This window comes from Pseudomonas sp. LB3P31, assembly GCF_054897945.1.
Genome location: NZ_CM142710.1, coordinates 3,232,328 through 3,254,444 on the forward strand (window position 1 = coordinate 3,232,328; position 22,117 = coordinate 3,254,444).

The 22,117-nt window shown below is 59.9% G+C and carries 19 protein-coding genes and 1 pseudogene; 4 read left to right on the top strand and 16 right to left on the bottom strand.

The annotated features are described in order from the left end of the window. Position 1: 1 nt before the first annotated feature. Both ACYZTK_RS14640 and ACYZTK_RS14645 read right to left on the bottom strand, forming a co-directional pair. Positions 2-247, bottom strand: a complete 246-nt coding sequence (locus tag ACYZTK_RS14640; protein ID WP_462010550.1) for a DUF2789 domain-containing protein — start codon at positions 245-247, stop codon at positions 2-4. Between the two features lie 117 nt (positions 248-364). Then, positions 365-826: an aminoacyl-tRNA deacylase gene (locus tag ACYZTK_RS14645; protein ID WP_462010551.1), complete on the bottom strand. Its 462-nt coding sequence runs from the start codon at positions 824-826 to the stop codon at positions 365-367. A gap of 200 nt (positions 827-1,026) precedes the next feature. On the opposite strand from ACYZTK_RS14645, the gene ACYZTK_RS14650 reads away from it, so the two are divergent. The 3 genes from ACYZTK_RS14650 to ACYZTK_RS14660 all read left to right on the top strand — a co-directional run bounded on the left by ACYZTK_RS14650 (position 1,027) and on the right by ACYZTK_RS14660 (position 3,014). After that, a complete protein-coding gene (locus ACYZTK_RS14650) occupies positions 1,027-1,560 on the top strand; it encodes an NfeD family protein (RefSeq protein WP_462010552.1) in 534 nt (177 codons plus the stop codon). Positions 1,561-1,562: 2 nt separating this feature from the next. Further along, positions 1,563-2,321, top strand: a complete 759-nt coding sequence (locus ACYZTK_RS14655; protein ID WP_247292670.1) for a slipin family protein — start codon at positions 1,563-1,565, stop codon at positions 2,319-2,321. 222 nt (positions 2,322-2,543) lie between these two features. Then, entirely contained in the window at positions 2,544-3,014 is a 471-nt protein-coding gene (locus tag ACYZTK_RS14660; protein WP_462010553.1) for a hypothetical protein, read from the top strand. A 282-nt stretch (positions 3,015-3,296) separates the two neighbouring features. On the opposite strand, the gene ACYZTK_RS14665 is transcribed toward ACYZTK_RS14660, so the two are convergent. The 7 genes from ACYZTK_RS14665 to ACYZTK_RS14695 form a co-directional block, all read right to left on the bottom strand. Then, positions 3,297-5,762 (bottom strand): TonB-dependent siderophore receptor, encoded by a 2,466-nt coding sequence (locus tag ACYZTK_RS14665; RefSeq protein ID WP_462010554.1) that lies wholly within the window; start codon positions 5,760-5,762, stop codon positions 3,297-3,299. 101 nt (positions 5,763-5,863) lie between these two features. Further along, on the bottom strand, positions 5,864-6,820 hold the full coding sequence (locus tag ACYZTK_RS14670; protein ID WP_462010555.1) for a FecR domain-containing protein: 957 nt from the start codon (positions 6,818-6,820) through the stop codon (positions 5,864-5,866). Next, complete coding sequence (locus ACYZTK_RS14675; RefSeq protein WP_462010556.1) at positions 6,817-7,326, bottom strand: sigma-70 family RNA polymerase sigma factor; 510 nt, start codon at positions 7,324-7,326, stop codon at positions 6,817-6,819. Before ACYZTK_RS14675 ends, ACYZTK_RS14670 begins: the two co-directional genes overlap by 4 nt. 73 nt (positions 7,327-7,399) lie before the next feature. Beyond that, the gene (locus ACYZTK_RS14680) at positions 7,400-8,914 is read right to left on the bottom strand and encodes an efflux transporter outer membrane subunit (RefSeq protein ID WP_462010557.1); all 1,515 of its coding nucleotides are present in this window, start codon (positions 8,912-8,914) and stop codon (positions 7,400-7,402) included. Then, entirely contained in the window at positions 8,911-9,975 is a 1,065-nt protein-coding gene (locus tag ACYZTK_RS14685; RefSeq protein ID WP_462010558.1) for an HlyD family secretion protein, read from the bottom strand. The genes ACYZTK_RS14680 and ACYZTK_RS14685 overlap by 4 nt, the downstream gene beginning before the upstream one ends. Positions 9,976-10,000: 25 nt before the next feature. Then, positions 10,001-11,527: an MFS transporter gene (locus ACYZTK_RS14690; RefSeq protein ID WP_462010559.1), complete on the bottom strand. Its 1,527-nt coding sequence runs from the start codon at positions 11,525-11,527 to the stop codon at positions 10,001-10,003. A 200-nt stretch (positions 11,528-11,727) separates the two neighbouring features. Next, a complete protein-coding gene (locus ACYZTK_RS14695) occupies positions 11,728-12,648 on the bottom strand; it encodes a LysR family transcriptional regulator (RefSeq protein ID WP_462010560.1) in 921 nt (306 codons plus the stop codon). Between the two features lie 228 nt (positions 12,649-12,876). On the opposite strand from ACYZTK_RS14695, the gene ACYZTK_RS14700 reads away from it, so the two are divergent. Further along, positions 12,877-13,851 carry an RHS repeat-associated core domain-containing protein gene (locus ACYZTK_RS14700; RefSeq protein ID WP_462010561.1) on the top strand — a complete coding sequence of 325 codons (975 nt, stop codon included), beginning with the start codon at positions 12,877-12,879 and terminating at the stop codon, positions 13,849-13,851. A gap of 23 nt (positions 13,852-13,874) precedes the next feature. On the opposite strand, the gene ACYZTK_RS14705 is transcribed toward ACYZTK_RS14700, so the two are convergent. From ACYZTK_RS14705 to ACYZTK_RS14735, 7 genes and pseudogenes are all read right to left on the bottom strand, one after another. Further along, entirely contained in the window at positions 13,875-14,741 is an 867-nt protein-coding gene (locus ACYZTK_RS14705) for an ABC transporter permease (RefSeq protein WP_462010562.1), read from the bottom strand. A gap of 20 nt (positions 14,742-14,761) precedes the next feature. Continuing rightward, positions 14,762-15,622 (bottom strand): ABC transporter ATP-binding protein, encoded by an 861-nt coding sequence (locus ACYZTK_RS14710; RefSeq protein WP_462010563.1) that lies wholly within the window; start codon positions 15,620-15,622, stop codon positions 14,762-14,764. A 5-nt stretch (positions 15,623-15,627) separates the two neighbouring features. Then, on the bottom strand, positions 15,628-16,653 hold the full coding sequence (locus ACYZTK_RS14715; RefSeq protein WP_462010564.1) for an ABC transporter substrate-binding protein: 1,026 nt from the start codon (positions 16,651-16,653) through the stop codon (positions 15,628-15,630). A gap of 17 nt (positions 16,654-16,670) precedes the next feature. Next, a complete protein-coding gene (locus ACYZTK_RS14720; RefSeq protein WP_462010565.1) occupies positions 16,671-17,558 on the bottom strand; it encodes a TauD/TfdA dioxygenase family protein in 888 nt (295 codons plus the stop codon). A 352-nt stretch (positions 17,559-17,910) separates the two neighbouring features. Next, positions 17,911-19,278 (bottom strand): HlyD family type I secretion periplasmic adaptor subunit, encoded by a 1,368-nt coding sequence (locus tag ACYZTK_RS14725; RefSeq protein ID WP_462010566.1) that lies wholly within the window; start codon positions 19,276-19,278, stop codon positions 17,911-17,913. After that, positions 19,268-21,424 carry a type I secretion system permease/ATPase gene (locus ACYZTK_RS14730; RefSeq protein ID WP_462010567.1) on the bottom strand — a complete coding sequence of 719 codons (2,157 nt, stop codon included), beginning with the start codon at positions 21,422-21,424 and terminating at the stop codon, positions 19,268-19,270. Before ACYZTK_RS14730 ends, ACYZTK_RS14725 begins: the two co-directional genes overlap by 11 nt. A 41-nt stretch (positions 21,425-21,465) precedes the next feature. Then, positions 21,466-21,613 (bottom strand): annotated as a pseudogene (locus ACYZTK_RS14735) (TolC family outer membrane protein); the annotation flags it as partial. Positions 21,614-22,117: the final 504 nt, after the last annotated feature.

Below are 22,117 nucleotides of genomic sequence, written 5' to 3' on the forward strand. Positions count from 1 at the left end.
TTTACCCCCCCCGCCCCTTCCTCAACAACACATTCAACTGATCAATCACCTCCGCCCAATCCGCGTCATCCAGAATTTCGTCACGCAGGAAATCCGCCTGGGCCTTGCTCCAGAAAAACGCATCCGCCAAGTGCAGGTCCGGCTTTAGCGGTGAGTGGGAGGCGATGAATTGGTCGATGCTGACCGGATCGTCGGCCAGCCCTAGCTGTTTGAACAAAGATGGCAGGCTATGCGTTGGGGATTCCATACTGAACTCCTGGGTTGATCAAAAAATAATCGCGAGCAGGCTCGCTCCCACAGTTGAGCGCATTTCCCCTGTGGGAGCGAGCCTGCTCGCGAAACGATGTAGCCGGCGCCGCACAATTCAATCACTCACCTCGAACACCTGCGCATGCGGCACCATTTTCAGATACTGCGGAACACTCATGTGCACCAGGTTGTTGTGGTTGCCCGCCTCCAGATAGATATCTTTCTGCCGGGTCAGCAAAGGGTCGATGACCATTTCCAACCCATAGGACTCGCCCAACGCCGGCACCGCCCCGCGCTCGCAATCACTGAACAGATGCGCCAGGTTACTTTCCCGGGTGATCTGCCATTCGCCGCTGCCGCGTACCTTGCTCAGGTCCAGATGGCGGCTGGCCGGTAGCACGGCCATCAGATAACGACCGTGGTGATCATCGAGGATCACCGACTTGGCCACCCGCTCCGCAGGAATGCCGGCAACCCGCGCGGTTTCCAGGCTGCTGGCCGAGTGAGGGTGGCTGACGATGTCGAATTCGCAGTTGGCCTTTTCCAGGCTGCTCTGCACGGTTCTTGCCATACGCATGATGCACCTCGGTGTCCGCATGGTTCACCTGCGGACGATGATTAAACCTCTTGGCTCCTTTAGAAAAGTCTAGGCCGGCCAGGGCGATTGCGCGGGAATTCCGCCCATCGGGCCGGCGTGGCAATTGATCAAAATTCATACAGTCAAGCCCTCGACTAGACTCTATACAGAGCCACTGGCTGACTCTTCCGGAGGGTCACGTGAACACCCGATGTTGTGCGGCTGCATTCTTCCTGGCGCTAAGCGGATCGGCTTTCGCTGCGGACCCGCTTGTGCTGCTGGTGCCCAACCCGATCGGCATCTGGCTGATCATTTTTGGCCTGGGTTTCCTGATCGCCGAAGCCGCCCTGCCCAACTACGGCGTCATCGGCCTGGGCGGTATCGTGATGTTCGTGATTGGCGCAGTGATCCTTACCAACACCGAGGTCCCGGTGCCGATGATGATCGGCCTGGGCCTGGTCAGCGGGTTGCTGCTGGTGTTCCTGCTGATCCACGCCCTGAAAACCCGACCGCGCCACACCGTCAGCGGCGACGCTGGGCTGATCGGCAGCGTAACGCCGGTCACCGCCCTGCAAGCCGGCAACTCCTTGGCCGGCTGGGTGCACCTGCAAGGAGAACAGTGGCAAGTCCACAGTGCCACACCGTTGCAACCCGGCCAGCGAGTGCGGGTGGTCGCGCGCAAGGGATTACTGCTGCAAGTCGCCGCGGCTGATGCATCGCCGCTCGGAGAATAACCATGGGTCTGCAATTGGGTTTTGCCGCGCTCCTGCTGTTGCTGATTGCCCTGGCGGGGTCGACCTTCCGCATCCTGCGCGAATACGAACGCGGCGTGGTGTTCCAGCTCGGCCGTTTCTGGCAGGTCAAGGGACCAGGCCTGATCCTGCTGATTCCGGTGGTCCAACAAATGGTCCGGGTCGATCTGCGCACGATAGTGCTCGATGTGCCGCCCCAGGACGTGATCACCCGCGACAACGTCTCGGTCAAGGTCAATGCCGTGCTCTACTTCCGCGTTCTCGATCCACAAAAGGCGATCATTCAAGTCGAGGACTTCCTCATGGCCACCAGCCAACTGGCACAAACCACCTTGCGCGCGGTACTGGGCAAACACGAACTCGACGAGTTGCTGGCCGAACGCGAGCGCCTGAACATCGACATCCAGCAAGTGCTCGACGCCCAGACCGACGCCTGGGGCATCAAGGTCGCCAACGTCGAAATCAAACACGTCGACCTCAACGAATCGATGGTTCGCGCTATCGCCAAACAGGCCGAGGCCGAACGTGAGCGCCGCGCCAAAGTCATCCACGCCGAAGGTGAATTGCAGGCCTCGGAAAAACTGATGCAGGCTGCGGAGATGCTCGGCCGTCAGCCTGGGGCGATGCAGTTGAGGTATATGCAGACGTTGAGTTCGATTGCTGGGGATAAGAGCTCGACGATTGTGTTTCCGCTGCCGATTGAGTTGTTGAAGGGGATGGCGGATTTGTCTGGGAAGGGGTGAGGCGGCGGACTCTACCCGTTTGGCGAGCTTCATTTGGGGGCTGTATTTCAGGGCAACCTATCGGTCTATCGCCGCGAAGCGGTCTGCTCTGGCAAAATCCGGCGTATGACTTCTTCGCCCAATCCCGACCAAATGTCCCCCGACCAACTGCTATTCAATTGTCGCCACTGCGCCACGCTGGGCGCTTATCAAGACAACCATTGACGCCCAAAGTTGAAGCCTATGAATAAAACCGAATGGCAAGCCCTTAAGCTCAGGCTTAAAAAGTACTTCGCAATTATCTTCCTGCTCTGCTTCGCGGGGGCGCTTATCTATGGCTACGTGCACAAACCGGAGCTTCCTCCGCAAATAGTCCTGAAGCAAAACTTCATACCGGGGGAGTGGCTTTATATCATCGAGGAGGCCAGGGACCGTTCAGACCCCAAGTCGCTAAGGTTCTATATGGATCACCGTGAATCGACTGACAAAACCATGAGGGTGTTCCTGGGCAAGACCCCTCCCTTCCTCGTCTCGGACACCGACTTGAAAGACGTGGTCATTCAACGCGTCGCCAACGGCCTGCATATCAAACTCAAAGGCGCGGTCAGCAATTACCGGAGCAATCTCTACCTGAAGGACGGCAACACTTACACCACTTACCGTGTAAGCCTTGAACAAGTCGAAACGCGACCGCCCTTGCCGAGTGGTCGGTAAGCTTATTTCAGCAAGGCAATCACTGCTCACAACCGCAATCGCCAGCGCCCGCCACTTCATCGGCATGAAAAAGTCAAGTCATCGCCTGATAGGCCCTAATCGCGAGCAGGCTCACTCCTACAGGGGATCTGCGGCGACCATGGCAGTGTGGCCGACGCAGGTCCAAAGCGGTGTGTCAGTCAGTATGGATACTGAATGTGATGGCCTCTTCGCGGGCAAGCCCGCTCCCACAGGTTTCGGTGGGTTTCGCAATATTTGCGTTTGGCGGGGTAGCGATGCGTCTTACCAATCGTAAGTCAGGCTCGACACCACCGTCCGGCCTTCGCCGTAGTAGCAATCCCACTGGCTGCGGCAGCTGGCGACGTATTCCTCGTCCGTCAGGTTTTTCACGTTCAGCGCCAGCTTCACGCCTTTGAGGCGGAAAGCCGAGGTGCCGAGGTCGTAGGTCAGGCTTGCGTCGTACACGGTGTAGGACGGGATCTGGAAGGCGCCTTCGTAGTCATCGCCGTAACTACCTCTCGCGTAACGCGCGCCCAGTCCGGCAGCCAGGCCTGACAAGGGTGTGTCACCGAGCAAGGTGTAGTTGACCCAGAGCGCAGCGGTTAGCGGTGGGTTGCCGGCCGGGTGGCGACCTTTGCGGCCGTCGTTGTCCTTGGTGTATTTGATGTCGTTGCGCGATGCCGAGGCGATTACGTCCAGTGCCTTGGTCAGCTCTGCCTTGGCTTCGAACTCGATGCCTTTGGAGCGGATGGCGCCGCTTTGATTGCTGAACCCGGGGTTGCCGAGGTCGGTGGTCAGGATGTTTTCCTGTTCTAGCTCATAGGCGGAGATCTGCACGAAGCTGTTCTGCCCCGGCGGTTGGTATTTCACGCCCGCTTCGTACTGCTTGCCGGTGGACGGGTCAAACGCTTTGCCCTGGACGTTGGTGCCACTGAGCGGCAGGAACGATTCCGAATAGCTGACGAAGGGTGCAAGGCCGTTATCGAACAGGTAGACGATGCCGCCGCGCCCGGTGAATTTCTCGTCCTTGCTGCTGGTGTGAGCGCCGCTGAGCGGTTGTTTGTTGTCGGTCTCGGCCCAGTCATAACGACCGCCAAGGACGAAGATCCACTGATCCAGCTTGATTTGGTCCTGAGCGTACAGGCCGGTCTGGGTGATGGTGTTGTCCCAGCGGTAGTTGTTGCCGAAATTCAGCGGCTGGCCGTAGGTCGGGGTGAACAAGTCGATGATCGGCGGGTTGTAGTCGTACAGGCCGTCGAACTTGGAATTGAAGTGGTAGTAATCCAGGCCGACGATTGCGGTGTGGCTGAAGGGGCCGGTGTCAAATTCGGCCTGGGCGATATTATCCACGCCGAAGACTTTGTTGTCCTGTTGCCAGTCCACGCCGTAGCGGGTCTGGTAGCGCTGGTCGTTTTGCCCGGTGATCGGGTTGGTGACGAACCGGTAGCCGTGCAGCGGCGCAGTGTAGTGGTCATTGACCCGGGCATAACGCGCATTCTGCTTCAGGATCCAGACGTCGTTCAGGCGGTGGGAAAACTCGTAGCCAAAAGCGTACTGCTCGCGGTGGTAGTCGTTGACGCCGGGCTCGCCGAGGAACAGGTCGCGGTCGATCTTGCCGTTGGGGTTGTCGAACACCGTGCCTACTGCAGGCAGGCCCTGGGCCTCGGGAACGCCCTTGTCTTTCTGGTACTGGGCGAACAACGTCAGGCTGGTGTCTTCGCTCGGGCGCCAGGTGAAACTGGGCGCGATGAACTGGCGGCGCTCCTCGACGTAATCGATTTCATCGTTGCTGTCGTTGGCCAGCGCGGTCAGGCGATAGAGGAACTTGCCTTCTTCGTCGAGCGGCCCACCGAGGTCGATGGCCGCGCTTTTATGGTCGTAGCTGCCGGCTTCGAATTTGATTTGATGCAGGGGCGTTTCGGTCGGACGCTTGCTGACCAGATTGACGATGCCGCCGGGCTGATTTTGCCCGTACAGCACCGACGCCGGGCCTTTGAGCACTTCGATACGCTCCAGCGAGTACGGCTCGATCTGCAGCGCGCCACCGGTGCTGCCGCCGCCATAGGGCAGGTGCAGGCCGTCGAGGTACAACGGCGTGGGTGAGAAGCCGCGCGAGGTTGGCTCATCGAAGATCTTCACCCGGTCGGAGAAGCCGCCACCGGTGATGCCCGGCGTGTAACGCAAGGCTTCAGTGACACTTTGCGCGCTGCGGGAATTGATCTCGGCGGCGGTGACGACGTTGATGGTCTGCGGAATTTCCACCAGTGCCGCATCGGTCTTGGTCCCGGTCGCACTGCGCTTGGCTACGATTCCATCGACCGGGCCCCAGGCATTTTCGAGCGCCTCGGTGGCATTCACCCGGGTGGCACCCAGCTGCAGCGGGCCGCTTTGCGCAACAGGCTGCAACGACCAGCCGCCCTGAGCGTAAATGGCCTGCAATCCACTACCCGACAGAACACGTTCAAGCCCTTGGGCCACATCAAAACGCCCCTGCAACCCGGCGCTGCGCTTGCCCTCGGTGAGTTGCGCATCTACCGACAGCAGAATCCCCGCATCACTGGCAAATCGATTCAGGACCTGATCGAGGTTGCCCGCGCCGATGCTGTATTGACGCGCCTGGCTGACGCTCGAGTCCTCAGCCCAGGCCAGGTGCGGCAGCATCGGTGTGGTGGCCAGCAAGGTGGCGAACACGCCGCGACGCAATACGCCATTCAAAGGAAAAATCTTCTGTGTCGGGTGATGTGGCATTCCGGAGCTCCCCATGAGAATGCTTCTTGATTTGCTTTCAAGAGGTATCCCGAACGGGGCATGAAAACCGACAAGCATTTCTGTCATTTATTTTTTCGGCGTCAAACGCGGCGTTTAACCGTCACCCAGTAGCGGGTCACGGACTCGACCTGTACCGGCAGCGTGCGTTCGAGGGCGGCCAGCACGGAGTCGGTGTTGTCGAGCGGGAATACCCCGGTCAACAGCAGCTTAGAGGCGGCATCGTCGCAACGAATCCAGCCAGGCCTGTAACGCGCGAGCTCGACGAGGAAGCGACCGAGCGGCTGCCGCTCCGCCACCAGTCGGCCCTGGCTCCAGCTGCTGTCATCCGGATTCGCGGGTTGCCTCGGGCCCGCACCGGTGGCGCTGAACCACAGGCTGTCACCGGCATTCATGTGCACCGAGGCGCCATGTCGCGGGCTGATGCGCAACTGGCCTTCGTACAATTCGACGCGTGCACCATCGTCCATTTCACGCACGGAGAACCGGGTGCCCAAGGCCTGGACATCACCGCTGGCGGTTTCCACGATCAACGGACGTATCGGGTCGTGTCCACTGGTGAGCAGGATTTCACCGCTGAGCAAGCGGATCCGGCGTTCCTGCGCGGTGAAGCGCAGGTCGATGCCGCTGTTACTGTTGAGGTCGAGCCGAGTGCCATCGCTCAAGGTCATGTGGCGAATTTCGCCGGTTGCCGTGCGATGCTCGGCGAAGGTGGAGCGCCAGGACACCTGATTTTGCAGCAGGTACCCGCTGCCGCCGGCGACCAGCAATAGACCGAGCATTTTCAACGCTGCGCGACGTTGCGGGTCGGGGTTGTCGCGCAGCACCGCCCGCGCGCACCCTGCAGGCACCGCGCCGAAGGTTTCCTGTAGCTGCTGCAGTCGTTGCCAGGCGCGGCGGTGCTCAGAATGGGCGTGCTGCCAAGTGTTGAACGCCAGGCGCTGCTCGGCATTCATTTCACCGCCCCAATGCAGCATCAGCCATTCACTCGCCTGCTCGACGATCGCGGTATCGATCGGTGCATCAAGCGCCCGGCTCATGTTTCATAAACCAGCTGATAGCAGGCCAGAATCGCCCGGGTCATGTACTTCTGCACCGAACTGACCGTGACCCCGAGGCGCTCGGCAATTTGCGCGTAGCTCAACCCTTCGAATTGCGACAACAGGAAGGCCTGGCGCACGTTATCCGGCATGCGATCGAGCATCGCGTCGATCTGCGTCAGGGTCTCAAGGATCAAGGCGCGGGTTTCCAGTGAGGGCGATTCCGGATCCGGCAGATGGGCGATGCTTTCCAGATAGGCGCGCTCGATCCGCAGGCGCCGCCACTGGTCGATCACCAGGTTGCGGGCAATCTGCGTCAGGTAACTGCGGCTTTCCAGCGGGCCGGGCAAGCGCCCGGACACCAGCAGGCGCAAAAACGTGTCCTGGGCTACATCCGCCGCATGCTCACGGTCGCCCAAACGCTTGCGCAGCCAGCCTTGCAGCCAGCCATGGTTATCGCGGTAAAGACGATGAAGGGAGTCGTTGCCGTCAGTCGCTGCGTCCATGGGTGGTCTACACGTGTGTGATTGATAGCAATTATCATTACACTTTACGCAGCAACTGGCAAAAGGGTGTTGATCAGCGGCTCACACTGGCGCGCTCAAGCGGATACACCGACTCCCATCCCCCACCCAACGCTTTGTACAAACCAACCATCGCCAACGACACCCCGGTCGAGCTTTCCACCCATTGTTCCTGGGTCGCCAGCAACTCGCCCTGTACGGTAAGGACGTTGACGAAATCGACTACTCCTTCAACATATTGTCGTTGCGCCGTCGTCAGCGCGATCTGGTTCTGGCGCACGGCTTCGGCGAGGCTGTCGCGGCGGCGCTGACTGGCGTTGTAGGCGCTCAGCTGATCATCGATCTCATGCCAGGCGCGCAAAACTGTTTGCTGATAAGCGACGGCCGCTTCCTGTTGCTGGGCTTCACGCAGGTTGAGCACGCCGCGCAAGCGGCCGCCGTCGAACAGCGGCAGGCTGAACTGCGGGCCGATGCCGAATGCACGAGAACCCCAGCTACCAAAATCGCTCAACTGCATGGCCTGGGAGCCGATGTTTCCCGACAAGGTAATCCGCGGGTAAAAATCACCCTTGGCCACGCCGATACTCGCGGTGGCGGCATGCAGACGCGCTTCGGCCTGACGGATATCCGGACGCCGCTCAGCCAGCTGCGATGGCAGGCCGATGGCGATCTGGCTTGGGGTTTGCGGTACAGGCGCATCGGCGGCCAATTCGGCGGACAGCGCGTGCGGCGGTTCACCCATCAGCAAGCTCAGCGCGTTGATCAGTTGCGACTGGCGTTGCTCAAGGGCCGGCAGGCGCGACTCGATGGCGGCGACTTGCGCAGCGGCTTCTGCGACATCCAGGTCCGTAGCGACGCCGTCGGCCAGGCGCAGTTGGGAAAGCTTGAGGCTATGCCGGGCGACGTCGAGGTTCTGCTCGGTGACGGCTCGGGTGCCTTGCACTCCGCGCAACTGGATGTAGTCCCGGGCGGTTTCCGCGAGGACCGACAGCAGTACCCCACGACGGTCATTTTCGGCGACTTCGAGGGTGGCATCGGCAGCCTCGGTCTCGCGCTGCACGCGGCCCCAGAAGTCCAGTTCCCATGAGGCCGAGAAGCCGGCATCCCATAAGCTGAAAGCAGAATCGCCGTTGTTGCCAGAGGGGTCGTTCAGCCCTTCGCCGCTGTTGCGTTTGCGCCCGTAGCTGCCGGTGGCGGCGGTGTTGGGGTAACGGTCGGCAGTGATCACCTGGCGCGCGGCGCGGCTTTGCTGCAGGCGACTGCTGGCGAGTTTCAGGTCGAGGTTATCGGTGAGGGCGCGCTGGGTGAGTGCTGACAGCTTGGGGTCGTTGAAGACTTCCCACCAGCGCTCGCCCATGTTTTCGGCGACGGCCTGGCTGGCGGCGACTTTTGTGGGTTGCGCCCATTCGGCGACTTGTTGCGCCTGGGGTTTGTGGAAATCGGGACCTACGGTGCAGGCTGAGAGGCTCATGACCAACAAGGCACAAAGGGTCAGTTGCGGCTTGCGGCCTGCTCCTGTAGGAGTGAGCCTGCTCGCGAAGACATCAGCCCTATCAACAAACATCTTCATCGCTGCGCAACCTCATGCTTATCGGCCGCAGCAGTGTCGATACTCGCCTCCACCGACATCCCCACCCGCAACCGCTCCGCCAACGGCTGACCCGCATCGAGCACAATTTTCACCGGAATCCGCTGCACAACTTTGGTGAAATTCCCGGTCGCGTTGTCCGGCTTGATCGAGGCAAACGTCACCCCTGTGGCCGGTGCAATGCTTTCCACGCGACCGGTAAGCGCCTTGCCGTCGAGACTATCGACGCGCACCTGGACCTGCTGTCCGGGCTGTACATCGGTCAGTTGGGTTTCCTGAAAGTTTGCCACCACGTACGCCTGCGCCAGCGGTACCACCGCGAGGATCTTGCTGCCAGGCGTGACATACGCGCCGACGCGCACTGCTCGCTCGCCAACCATGCCGTCCTGAGGCGCGACGATGCGCGTATAGGACAGTTCAAAGCTGGCGATTTCCAGCGCTGCCTGCGCACGTTTCAGGCCGCCGTCAGCCGCATCGCGCTGGGCCATGAGGATGTCCACCTGCTTGCGCTCTGCGGCCAATACCGCGGTGACATTCGCCAGCTTGGCGGACGCCTGATCAATGCGCGTCCGTGCCTGCTGCGCGTTCTGCACCGTGCCGGCACCCACGCCGGCGAGGTGGTTATAGCGGTTCAGTTCATGCTCGGCAAAAGCCATCTCAGCCTTGGCCGACACCACGCTCGCCTGAGCTTGGGCGATCACCGAGGTTTGCCGCTCAAGCGTCGCCCGGGCGTTTTGCAGCTGCGCCCTGGCCACCAATGTTTCAGCATCGGCGGCTTGTGCGGCGGCGCGCAGGTCGCGGTCATCGATCAGCGCCAGCAGCTGTCCGGCCTTGACCTGCTGGTTGTCTTCCACCAGCACTTCCTTGATGAACCCGGCAACGCGCGGCACCACCAGGGTGAAGTCCGCCGAGACGAAGGCATCGTTGGTGGTCTGGTGCGTGCGCTTGCCGAACAGGCCTGGCGCCAGCAGGTAAATCAATACGCCAAGCACGACCACGGCAGTGATGCCGACAGCCACTTTTTTCCTGGATAAAGTCGTCATAAAAACCTTCTGTTTCGTGGAGCGTTCAAGTCGGCGCCCGGGGTGGATAGATGCGCGTCGGCAGCCAGAAAATCAGCAGGATCAGCGCCAGTGCGACGCCGGCCATGCACAAGTAAATATCCGAAGCGGTCAGCACCACGGCCTGCTCGTGCACGCGGTGGGCGAGACCGGCACTGTCACTGTCGGCCAAGGGCGAGTTGCCCAGACGATCGACCAGCATGGTCGAATGAAAATGCAGCCGTACCGTGGTCAGCGCATCGATTACGCCAGTGGCGATGACCGCCGACAGGCCTTTCACGGTGTTGAACCAGGCCGAGGCGAACGGGCCTTCCATGGGGCTGATGCTGCCGGTCGAGAGCATCAACAGCGGCAACACCGCCATCGGCTGGCCGAAAATCTGCAGCAGTTGCAGCACATAGAAATCGTCGCGAATCCACGCCGATGTCAGATGCGAGCCACCCACGCAGGACAGCACCAGCATGCTCAGGCCGAGCCCCAGCACCCATCGGCAATCAACCCAGCGCATGTTGCACAGCGCCGCCACCAGCGGCAGCGCAATCAACTGCGGCAGCGCCGCCAACAACATGATTGGCGCGGTCTGTACCGGTCTGTAGCCCTGGACCTGCGCCAGGTAACTCGACGGCAGAATGACCACCGCCAGCAACACCACCAGCACCCCGGCAAGGGTCAACAAGGCGAAGGCCAGGTTGCGGATGCCGAGCATCTGCATCTTGAAAAATGGAATGGGTTGCGACCATTCGTTGATCAGGAACAGCACCAGCAACAACAAGCCGCCACCAAGCAGCGTGCAGATCAGGCTCGACTCGAACCAGTCCAGGCGATTGCCTTGCAGGATGCCGATCACCAGCATGCAGATCGCCGGAAACCCCAGTAGCAGGCCGCGCCAGTTGAACTGTTTGAAGCGCTCCAGGCGCACCGGATCCTGGGGCAATCCGTAGGCCACCGCGACCATGGCGATCAGGCAGGGCGCAACGATTTGCCAGAAGGTCCATTGCCAGCCGACATATTCGGTCCATAGCCCGGCCAGCGGAGTACCCAGGCCGGGACCGAACGTCGCTGTCAGCGCATAACCCGCGAGGCCGTAGAGCTTCACGTTGGCCGGCAGGAAGCGCAGCGCGACCGTCATCAGCATCGGCGGCAACGCGCCACCCGCCAGGCCTTGCAAGGTACGCATCACCAGCAGGCTTTCGTAGTTCGGGGCGAACGGGCACAGCACGCCCAGCACGGTGAACACGCTGATGGCCCAAAGGGTGAATCGACGCAGGGAGAACGTTACCGAGCACCAAGGTGCGAAGGCCATGGCCGCCACCGAAGTGGCGGTGTAGCTGGCGACCAGCCACGTGCCTTCGTCGTAACCGATGGCCAGTGCGCCGCGGATGTCAGCGAGGGCCACTTTGGTGACCATCTCGTTGAGGCCGGATACCAGCACGGCGATCAGCACGCCGACCAGGCCGATGATGATTCGTGCACCGAATACCGGGGGTGAAGCAGCGGCCGTGGCGACAGGTGCCGGGACCGTGAGGGATGTCATGTACTGCGGCTCCGGGATTTGAATACCCGGGCATTTTAGGAAAGGTGGGGGGCTGACGAAAATCAACTTATTGGCAGGTTATAAGTGCGTGTGGCGCAGCAATACCTTCTGTAGGAGAGCCTGCTCGCGATGGAGTCAGCTTCCCAAGATGCGCCGGGCCCACCATCGCGAGCAGGCTCACTCCTACAGGTATTTCACCCTCAACCCGGCTGCGCGGCCAACCAGGTCTCATCGCAACACGCCTTCAACGTCTCGCGCAGCCACCGATGCGCCGGGTCCTTGTCGAAACGCGGGTGCCAGGCCTGGGTCAGCATGATGGTGGGCAGCGGAATCGGCAGGGTAAACGAACGCAGCTTCAGGCCCAGGCGTCGGATGCTCAACAGTGCTTCCTTGGGCACCGGCAGGATCAGGTCGGAATCCGGCAACGCAAACATTGCCGCATGGAAACTCGGCGCAATCACCGCCACCCGTCGCTCCAGGCCCAACGCACTCAGCGCCGTGTCGATCGGCCCACGGGCAATGCCGCGCCGGGACATGCTGATATGGGAAAACCCTGCGTAGCGCTCGGCGGTGATCTCATCATCGAACAACGGATGATCTTCCCGCACCAGTCCGACGAAATGCGTGGCGAACAGGTTCTGCACTTTCACCTCAGGCATCAGCGGGCGATTGTTGCTGACATTCAGGTCGATCCGTCCCTCGCGCAAGGCTTCATCATCACCATCGCCTTCCGGAACGAAGCGCAACTCACAATGCGGGGCCTGACGTTCCATGGTGTCGAACAGCTTGCCGCCATACACCCCGACAAAAAAGTCATTGGCGCGAATGCTGAAGCGCCGGCGCAAGCTGCCCAGATCCACGTCATCCGCCGAGCGAAACAGCAGCGAGGCCTGCTCCACCAAATCGCGCACCTGCTCACGCAACTCCAGCGCCTTGGGCGTCGGCACCAGACCACGGCCGGCGCGCACCAGGATCGGATCGCCGATGGCCTCACGAATGCGCGTCAACGTCCGGCTCATCGCCGCCGGGCTGAGATTCATCCGCCGCGCCGCGCCAACCACGCTGCCCTCGTCGAGCAAGGCGTCGAGGGCGACCAACAGGTTCATATCTGGTAATTGCATGGTGAGCACCCGTATGCGATCAAGATTGATCCAGGCGCAATGCTAGCAGATCAAAGGATCGCAGCCTTCGGCAGCTCCTGCACGGTGGCCGCAAACCTTTGTAGGAGCTGCCGAAGACTGCGATCTTTTCCTCGATCAACTTCTTACTCCTAGCAGTTCTGCTAGTTCTCGACAGACGTCGTGAGGTGTACAACTAATATCCTCGACAATACTTCGGCGAAGCTCGGCATGACCCAACTCAAGCCTCTTGATAAGAAGACATCCACTTGGCAACGCACGACGCTTTTGGCAACCGACAACAGCCATTCAGTCATTGGCGAAATCCTCGATGGCAAGCATAACCCCATCGCCTATACCGCTTACGGCGAGCAATCCGCGCCACAGAAAGACAAGGCCCGGCTGGGCTTCAACGGCCAATTACGCGAAGCGAAGATTGGCTGGTATTTGCTGGGCAACGGCTACCGTGCTTACAACCCGCAGATAATGCGTTTCCATAGCCCGGACAGTTGGAGTCCGTTTGGAGGGGGTGGGTTGAATGCGTATATGTATTGCATTGGGGATCCGGTGAATCGGTCGGATCCGACGGGACACTGGGTATTCCCTACACTGGGAGGAATTAGCAGCCTCTTCGGCGGTACTGGCGCTGGTTTGAATTTTGGCGCTATGGCAGTAACTGGCCCTAGACCAGCAAACGCTCTGGGAATACTCTTGGGATACACGGGTTGGGCTACAGGGCTTGCCACCCTTGGCAACTATGCGCCCCAAACCACTGCATTACTTGCCGCAACAAGCGTGATATCAAGCGCAGCTTCCAATTATCTGGGCATTACACGTTCCGGGATGTTTAGACATGCTGGGTGGTATGAAGGTCCTATCATTCGGCCAAGAAGTCACCCCCCCGCTTACTCCGACCTTCCCGACTTACCTCAAATCTCGAGAACGTTGCCATCGTCGCCACCAGTCTACCCTATCAACAGCGAAACGATGATGCCCACATCAGCAGGTCATAGAACTCCAGCTTACTCAGAACATCACCCTGATTTGTTCTTATCGCCATTGCCTGAAGGCGGCAATCTCTCGACGTTCTCGCAACAAATTCAGATAAACGGGACATCAGCTCTTAGCGATGCCAATCGGGCTCGTCGTCGCTCCTTGGATCGAATGGATGGATTAACTATATCTACGGCAATCAGAAGGAGGTAAGCCCCTTCTTGACGCCTCTTGGATTACCGCTGCATCCCCCACCGCTTCACCGTCACCCGCTCCAACGTATCAAACACCAGGTTCTCAACCAGCAACCCAATCAGAATCACCACCGCCAACCCGGCAAACACCTTATCCGTGTACAGCTCATTACGATTCTGAAAAATGTACCACCCCAACCCGCCCTTGCCACTGGTCGCACCAAACACCAGCTCGGCAGCGATCAACGTGCGCCAGGCAAAAGCCCAGCCGATTTTCAATCCGGCGAGGATCGACGGCAACGCCGCGGGGATCAGGATGAACAGCACGAAGCGCATTCCCTTGAGGCCGTAGTTACGCCCGGCCATGCGCAGGGTTTCCGACACTCCGAGAAAGCCTGCGTAGGTGTTCAGCGCCAACGCCCACAGCACCGAATGCACCAGCACGAAAATCAGGCTGTTCTGCCCCAAGCCGAACCACAGCAGTGCCAATGGCAACAAGGCAATCGCCGGCAATGGGTTGAACATGGAGGTCAGGGTGCTGAGCAGATCGCGGCCAAACTGGGTCGAGACTGCCAGGGTGGTCAGGCCGAACGCCAGGACGATGCCGATCAGGTAACCCTTGAGCAACACCACCAGCGAGATCCACACCTTGCCCAGCAGCTCGCCGCTGAGCAGGCCGCCATACAGCGCGTTGGCGGTTTGCACAAAACTGGGCAACAACAGGTCGTTGTTCTGGATTCGTGCAATCACTTCCCACAGCACTGCCAGCAATACCAGGATCAGGCTCTTGCGCAGCCAGCCTTGTTGCCACAGGCGTTGCCGCAAGGGCAGTTCACGCTCCACCGGCACGCTCAGAAGCGGCTGCAGATCAGTTTCAAATTCTTCGCGCGGGGATGATAAAAGGCTCATCGGGCACTCCTCTCAATGGCTCAATAAGCGATGCGAATGTCGGAAAAATCCAGCTCGCGCTCGGTTTCCGGCGACTGGCCTTCGTCGAACAGCAACCGATGAATCCGTCGCGCCGAGGCCTGGAATTCAACGCCGCCGAGGCTGTGCAAATCGTATTGGTGGCTGTGGACTTCCGCCCGCACCCGGCCCGGATGCGGCGACAACAACAGGATGCGATTGCCCACCACCAGCGCTTCTTCGATGGAGTGGGTGACGAACAGCAAGGTGAAGCGCACCTCTTCCCACAGCAGCAGCAGTTCTTCCTGCATCTTGCGACGGGTCAGGGCGTCGAGGGCGGCGAAGGGCTCGTCCATCAGCAGGATTTTGGGTTGCATGGCCAAGGCGCGAGCAATCGCGACCCGTGCCTTCATGCCCCCGGACAGGGTATGCGGATAGGCATCGGCAAACGCCGCCAGACCGACTTTGTCCAGGTAGTGCAGAGCACGCTCTTCAGCCTCTTTGCGCTTGAGGGTTTTTGAAGCCAGCAGCGGGAACATCACGTTCTGTTTGACGGTTTTCCACGGCGGCAGCTGATCGAACTCCTGGAACACCACGATGCGGTCCGGCCCCGGCGCATGCACAGTTTGCCCCTGCAACCGAATCTCGCCTTCGCAGGGTTGAATGAACCCGGCGACGGCCTTTAGGAGGGTCGACTTGCCGCAACCGGACGGGCCCAGCAGCACAAAGCGGTCTGCCGGATCGATCTCGAAACTGACCTGGTGGGTGGCTCTGACCACACGCTGCGGCGTGCGGTATTCGAGGCTGACTTTATCGACCGACAGCAACGCCTGGGTTGCTGCGTTCGGTTTGCTGACCGTGTGGCCTTGCAAAGGGGCGTTCATCTCGATCAGCTCCCCTGCAGTGGCTTGGCATCCTGGAAGAAGTAGTCTTTCCAGGAGTCAGGTTTGTTTTTGATCGCGCCGACGCGGTAGAGGAATTCGGCCAGCGGATAAGTATTTTTCGGTGTGACGCTGAACTCGTACTGCGGGTTGTCGATGATTTTCAGCAGCGCGGCACGGTCGATTTTCGCCTTGGTCACGCGGATGTAAGTGTCAGCCGCAGCACCTTTGTCGTTCTGGGCAAACTGCGCTGCTTCGGTCAGTGCGTCGACGAAGGCCTTGTAGGTCTTCGGGTTCTCGTCGCGGAATTTCTCGGTGGCAAACAGCACGGTCGGCGAGTTCGGACCGAGCAGGTCGTAGGTGTTCAGCACCACGTGCACGTTGGGGTTTTCCAGGGCTTGGTCCTGGAACGGCGGGTTGGAGAAATGCCCGCTCAACTCGGTACCGCCAGCAATCAGCGCAGCCGTGGCGTCCGGGTGCGGCAGCGCGATGGTGTACTTGTCGAGACGATTGAATTCCTTGTCACCCCATTGCTTGGCGGCCGCGTATTGCAGGAAGCGCGACTGTACGGAGACACCCACCGCCGGCACCGCGATGCGGTCCTTTTCGGTGAAGTCGGCAACGGTCTTGACCTTGGGATTGTTGCTCACCAGGTAATACGGGAAGTTGCCAAGAGAGGCGACAGCCTTGACGTTCTGCTTGCCGTGGGTGCGATCCCAGATGGTCAGCAGCGGCCCTACGCCCGCGCCCGCGATGTCGATCGAGCCAGAGAGCAGTGCGTCATTGACTGCGGCACCGCCCGACAATTGGGTCCAGTCGACCTTGATGTCGATCCCTTCCTGCTTGCCGTACTTCTCGATCAGGTTTTGATCACGCACTACGTTGAGCAGCAGGTAAACGATGCCGAATTGTTCAGCGATGCGAATTTCACCTTCGGCGTGAGCCACGGTAGGCGCCACCAGGCTGCCGGCGATCAGGCTGAAACCCAGGCCGATGGCGGCGGCCAGGGGTGCATATGGAAGACGTTTGGACATGGTGTTTCTCCGGCAAATCAGAAAGGCGCGTCGCCCTGGATGGTCGTGCGATACAGCTTGCGGCGCAGATGGCTTGGGCATCCGGCGGCGAGGTGGATCAGCGAGCGGTTGTCCCAGAACACAAGGTCGTGGGGCTGCCATTGATGGCGATAGATGTTTTGCGCGAGCACGCTGTGGGCATACAGCTCGGCCAGCAGCTGCTGGCTCTCGTCTTCCGGCAGGCCGACGATCCGTGTGGTGAAGCCCTCACTGACAAACAGTGCCTTGCGGCCGTTTTCCGGGTGCGTACGGACGATGGGGTGCACAACCTCGGCGACTTGCGCGAGCTGCTCCGGCGTCAGGGTCGGACGCCAGTTGCCTTCGAATTTCGTCTCGCTGTAGCGCGCGGTATATGAGTGTGCAGCCGAGCGGCCTTCGACGGCTTTGCGCAGCGCGTCCGGCAGGTTGTCCCAGGCTTTGTGCATGTCGGCGAACAGCGTGTCACCGCCCTCGGAGGGCAGTTCTTGCGCATGCAGCATCGACCCCAGGCTTGGCAGTTCTTTATAGGAAAGGTCGGAGTGCCAGAATTTTCCGGCGTCACCGAGGCCGATGGATTGGCCGTTTTCGATGATGTTGGAGACGATGAGGATTTCCGGGTGCCCGGTGAGCAGGAACTGCTTGAGGACATGGATCTGCAGCACGCCAAACCGGCGGCTGAAGTCGATCTGTTGTTCGGGGGTGATCCGTTGGTCGCGGAACACCACGACGTGATGATCCAGATGCGCTCGATGGATCCGGGCGAAGTCCTGATCATTGATCGGACGGGACAGGTCAAGGCCGACGATTTCGGCACCGACAGAGCCGCTGAACGGGCGAATGTCGACGGTTTGTGGCGCGATGCTGCTGGAGGCGGATACGGCGGACATTAAAATCACTCCCACGCACGGCACGCTCAAAGGCGCGCGCGTCGATCAAGAAACTCACGGAGGTCCCGTGTTGGTTCGTGTCGTGCGGCGCGCCGATTGGTCGGCAGGTACGCAGGGGAATGACTTTATAGGTATAAGAATTGTAATTTAAATACCGTTAGTGAATAACGATATGGCTTTTGATATGCGGGGTTCTTTGGGGCCTCATCGCGAGCAAGCTTTGCTCCCACAGGATTACATGGGCTTTATGGAAACCTGGGGCTCCCAGAAGATCCTATGAACCACAGGGGGCCCAGACCACCCTGTGGGAGCAAAGCTTGCTCGCGACTGGGCCATCAGCTGCGCCCGCGATCTACCGCTCGTGCAATGCCTCCGCTCGCGCCCGAATAATCGGCTTGAGCAAATAGCTGAGCACGGTCTTCTTGCCGGTAATGATATCCACCGAAGCCACCATGCCCGGGATGATCAGCAGTGGCTTCTCATCCGTACCCAAGTGGCTTTTATTCGTGCGCAACTTGATGATGTAGTAAGTGGTTTTCTTGTCTTCATCGGTGATGGTGTCCGCACCGATCTGCTCCAGCTTGGCTTTAAGCCCGCCGTAGATGGTGTAGTCGTACGCGGTGAATTTCACCGTCGCTTCCTGCCCCGGGTGCAGGAAGGCGATGTCTTGCGGGCGAATCTTCGCCTCCACCAGCAGAGTGTCATCCAGCGGCACGATCTCGACCAGATCACTGCCCGGCTGGATCACGCCACCGATGGTGTTCACCAGCAGCTTGTTGACGATGCCGCGCACCGGCGATGTCACCAGTGTCCGGCTGACGCGGTCTTCAAGCGCCTTGCCGGTGGCCTGGGCCTTGTTCAGGTCGGTGCGGGCTTCGTTGAGTTGAGTCAGGGCTTCGCTGCGGAATTTGCCCCGGGTCTCGTCAATCTTGCGCGCCACTTCCTTGATCGCCGATTCGGCGCGCGGGATAGCCAGGGTGGTAGCGTCCAGCTGGCCGCGGGTTTCAACTTCGGCACGCTTGAGACGCAGGACTTCCACGGGGGACACCGCGCCCTTGGCCACCAGCGGCTCGGACATGTTGATTTCCTGGCGCTGCAAGGCCAGGCCGTTGCGGTACTGGGATTGCTTGGAGCTGAACTCGCGCAACTCCTGCTGGCGCTGGATCAACTGCTCCTGCAGGCCACCGATTTCATCGTGCAGTTGCTGGCGACGGCTGATGTACAACGATTCCTCGCTCGCGGCCTGACCGGGAACGGCTTTCAACACGTCGGCAGGAAAATTCAGCGGGCGGTCATCGACCTCAGCACTCAAGCGCTCCACGCGAAGCAGCATCGACAGGCGATCGGCTTCGGTTTCGCCAACGTTGGAGGCGAAACGTGTGTCGTCCAGGCGGATCAGCGGCGAACCGGCTTCGACAATCTGCCCTTCCGAGACAAACAGCTCAGAAACGATACCGCCTTCAAGGTTCTGGATTTTCTGGATCTTCGACGAAGGAATCGCCTTGCCGTCACCCTTGGTGACCTCGTCGATCACCGCAAAATTGGCCCAGACCAGAAGGAATATGAAGAAGCCAATGATGCCCCAGATCGTCAGCCGCACCACACGCGGCGCATCCTCGATGAGGGCTTTGTTGACCTCGGGAAGCGGCTGGCCCTGCAGTGAATCGGTGCCTTTGAAATAGCGGCGGATGGAACCTTTGATCCCGGACTTAAGCAACACTGATCTGCCCCTTTTTCAACGCTTCCATCACCACGGCTTTCGGCCCATCGGCGAGTATCTGCCCGCGGTCGATGACGATCAGGCGATCGACCAGCGACAACAGCGAAGCACGGTGCGTGACCAGCACCACGGTCTTGTTTTCAATCACCGCTGCAAGGCGTTGCTTGAGGCGTTCTTCACCGGTGTTATCCATGGCGCTGGTCGGTTCATCGAGCAACAGCACCGGCGGGTTGAGCAGCAGCGCACGTGCCAGGGCGACGTTCTGGCGCTGACCGCCGGACAGGTTCTGCCCACGCTCACCGACCTGCAACTCATAACCCTGCGGATGCAGGCGCGCAAACTCGTGCACGCCAGCCAGTTCGGCGGCTTGCAGCACCATTTCGTCTTCCACATAACGCGCACCCGAAACCAGGTTGTCGCGCAGGGTACCGGCGAGCAACTGGATGTCCTGGGGTACGTAACCGATGTTATGACGCAGTTCGCTGACGTCGATCTGGCGGATGTCGACACCGTCTACCAACAACGCGCCGTCGTCCGGCTGATAAAGCCCGACTACCAGCTTGGCCAGCGAGCTTTTGCCCGAGCCGCTGCGACCGATGATGCCGATTTTTTCGCCGGGCTTGATGATCAGGTTGATGTTTTTCAGCGCGGGGTTCTGCTGCTGCGGGTAGGTGAAATTCAGCTGGCGGCATTCGATGCCACCTTGGATGACCTTGCGGCTCAGCGGACGCTCTTCGAAGTTGCGCTCCTGAGGCAATTCCATCATCTGATCGACCGAAGTCATGGTCACCCGGGCTTGCTGGTAGCGCGTCAGCAGGCCGGACAACGACGCCAGTGGGCTGAGCGCACGGCCACTGAGCATGTAGCAGGCGATGAGGCCGCCCATGCTCAGGTTGCCGGCGATGATCTGGTACACGCCGAAGACGATCATGATCACCCCCGCGAGTTGCTGGATCAGCAAGGTGATGTTCATCGCCAGACCGGAGAGCATTTTCACCCGCAGCTCGAGGCGGCTGAGCGTGCCAATGGTTTGCTCCCACTGGTACTGACGCTCGCTCTCGGCGTTGTTGACCTTCACCGCGTCCAGCCCGGCGAGGGTTTCGATCAGGCTCGATTGACGCTCGGCACCAAGGGCCATGGTGCGCTCCATCGTCGCCACCAGCGGTTTCTGCAGCGCGTAACCGATCAGCAAGGCCAGCGGGAACGCCAGCACCGGAATCCACACCAGGTGCCCGCCAAGGATCGCAATGACCATGAAGATCAGCAGGGTAAACGGCAAGTCGATCAGGCTGGTCAGGGTCAGCGACGCGAGGAAATCGCGCAGGCTTTGAAACTCATGGATGTTCTGCGCGAAGCTGCCAACCCGGGCCGGGCGGTACTTCATGGACATGCCGACGATGCGTTCGAACAGCGTTGCCGAGATGATCAGGTCAGTTTTCTTGCCGGCAAGATCCAGACACAGGCTGCGCAGGCTCTTGAGGATCAGGTCGAACATGTAGGCGCCGCAGATACCGATGGCCAGCACCCAGAGGGTCGACTCGGCCTGGTTCGGCACTACACGGTCGTAGACGTTCATCACAAACAATGGCGCGGCCATGGCGATGATGTTGATCAGGAAACTGGCAGCGATGGCATCGGCATACAGCCAGCGCGACCGCTTGAGGGTGTCGCGGAACCACGACCGCGCACGCGGAATCAGCGTGCCGTGATTGACGTCGAATTTGTGCTGGGGCTGGGCGAAGAACACTTTGCCAATGTAGTCATCCGCCAGCAGCTCGCGGCTGACCAGGCTTTCCCCGCCATCGCTTTCGCTCAGCAGCACCCGAGCCTGATCTTCACCTTGCCAGCCAAGTAGCACGGCGCTTCGACCGTCCTTGAGCAGCAGCAGTGCCGGCATCGCGATTTCCGGGATCTGCTCCAGCTTGCGCACCAGCACTCGCCCTTGCAGGCCGGCGCGGGCCGCAGCGCGTGGCAGCAACTCGACGCTCAAGCGCTGCTTGGGCAACGGCAGGCCGGTGGTCAACATTGCGGCGCTGGCGGGTTTCTGATGCAACGTGCAGAGGGCTAGCAGGCCGTCCAGCAACGGATCGTCGTGCAATGCGCGTGGATCATGGATGAGAGGAACTCGACTGACTTCTGATTCCACGCTCGGCACTCTTGGCTAACAATTGAACGAATAGGTCCTGCTCAATCCGCACCGGGCAGTTGGACCTTGGCTTCACGTCGTTTGCACAACGGATGCCAACGGTGCGACCACTCCCTGGCTCTTGAGCAACTTGCCCATGGTCGCCTTGATTCGGTATTGAGTAAATAACTGAATATTTCCGATTTGCGCTTCGCCTGGAATATTGACGCCCTGTTGAGAAGCACGGCGCAAATCCGTCAAAAGCATCTTGCGACTCCCTCGATCATCATTCGCAACGTCTCGCCATCGTTACGCAACAACCAGAGTCCATACCCCGACTGAAGGATCCAAAACGAGCGAATGGCCAAATCTTCCTAACCGGATCAACGGTAAAACCTGAGTTTGAATAATGCGCAATTACTTGTCCTGAATCACTGTAAATCCTGGCGTTTCAGCTATTAGCGGGGAAGCTGATGACCGCTTGTCGGAAAGTTCAAAATAGTACTGAATCACAGGGTTCGAGTCCGCTCGACGGCAGAATATCAATGTGACATTACCGGGACGATTGTTTAGGATGGCAGCTATAAGGTCAATAGTTTGGCATATGGTTTATAGCCAAAGGATATAGCCAGAATATTGACGAAAAAAAGCGTCAAAGTAGCAACTATTATTAGCACAGAGCGTCCAGACTGATTGGCAACGGTGCCCTCAGGT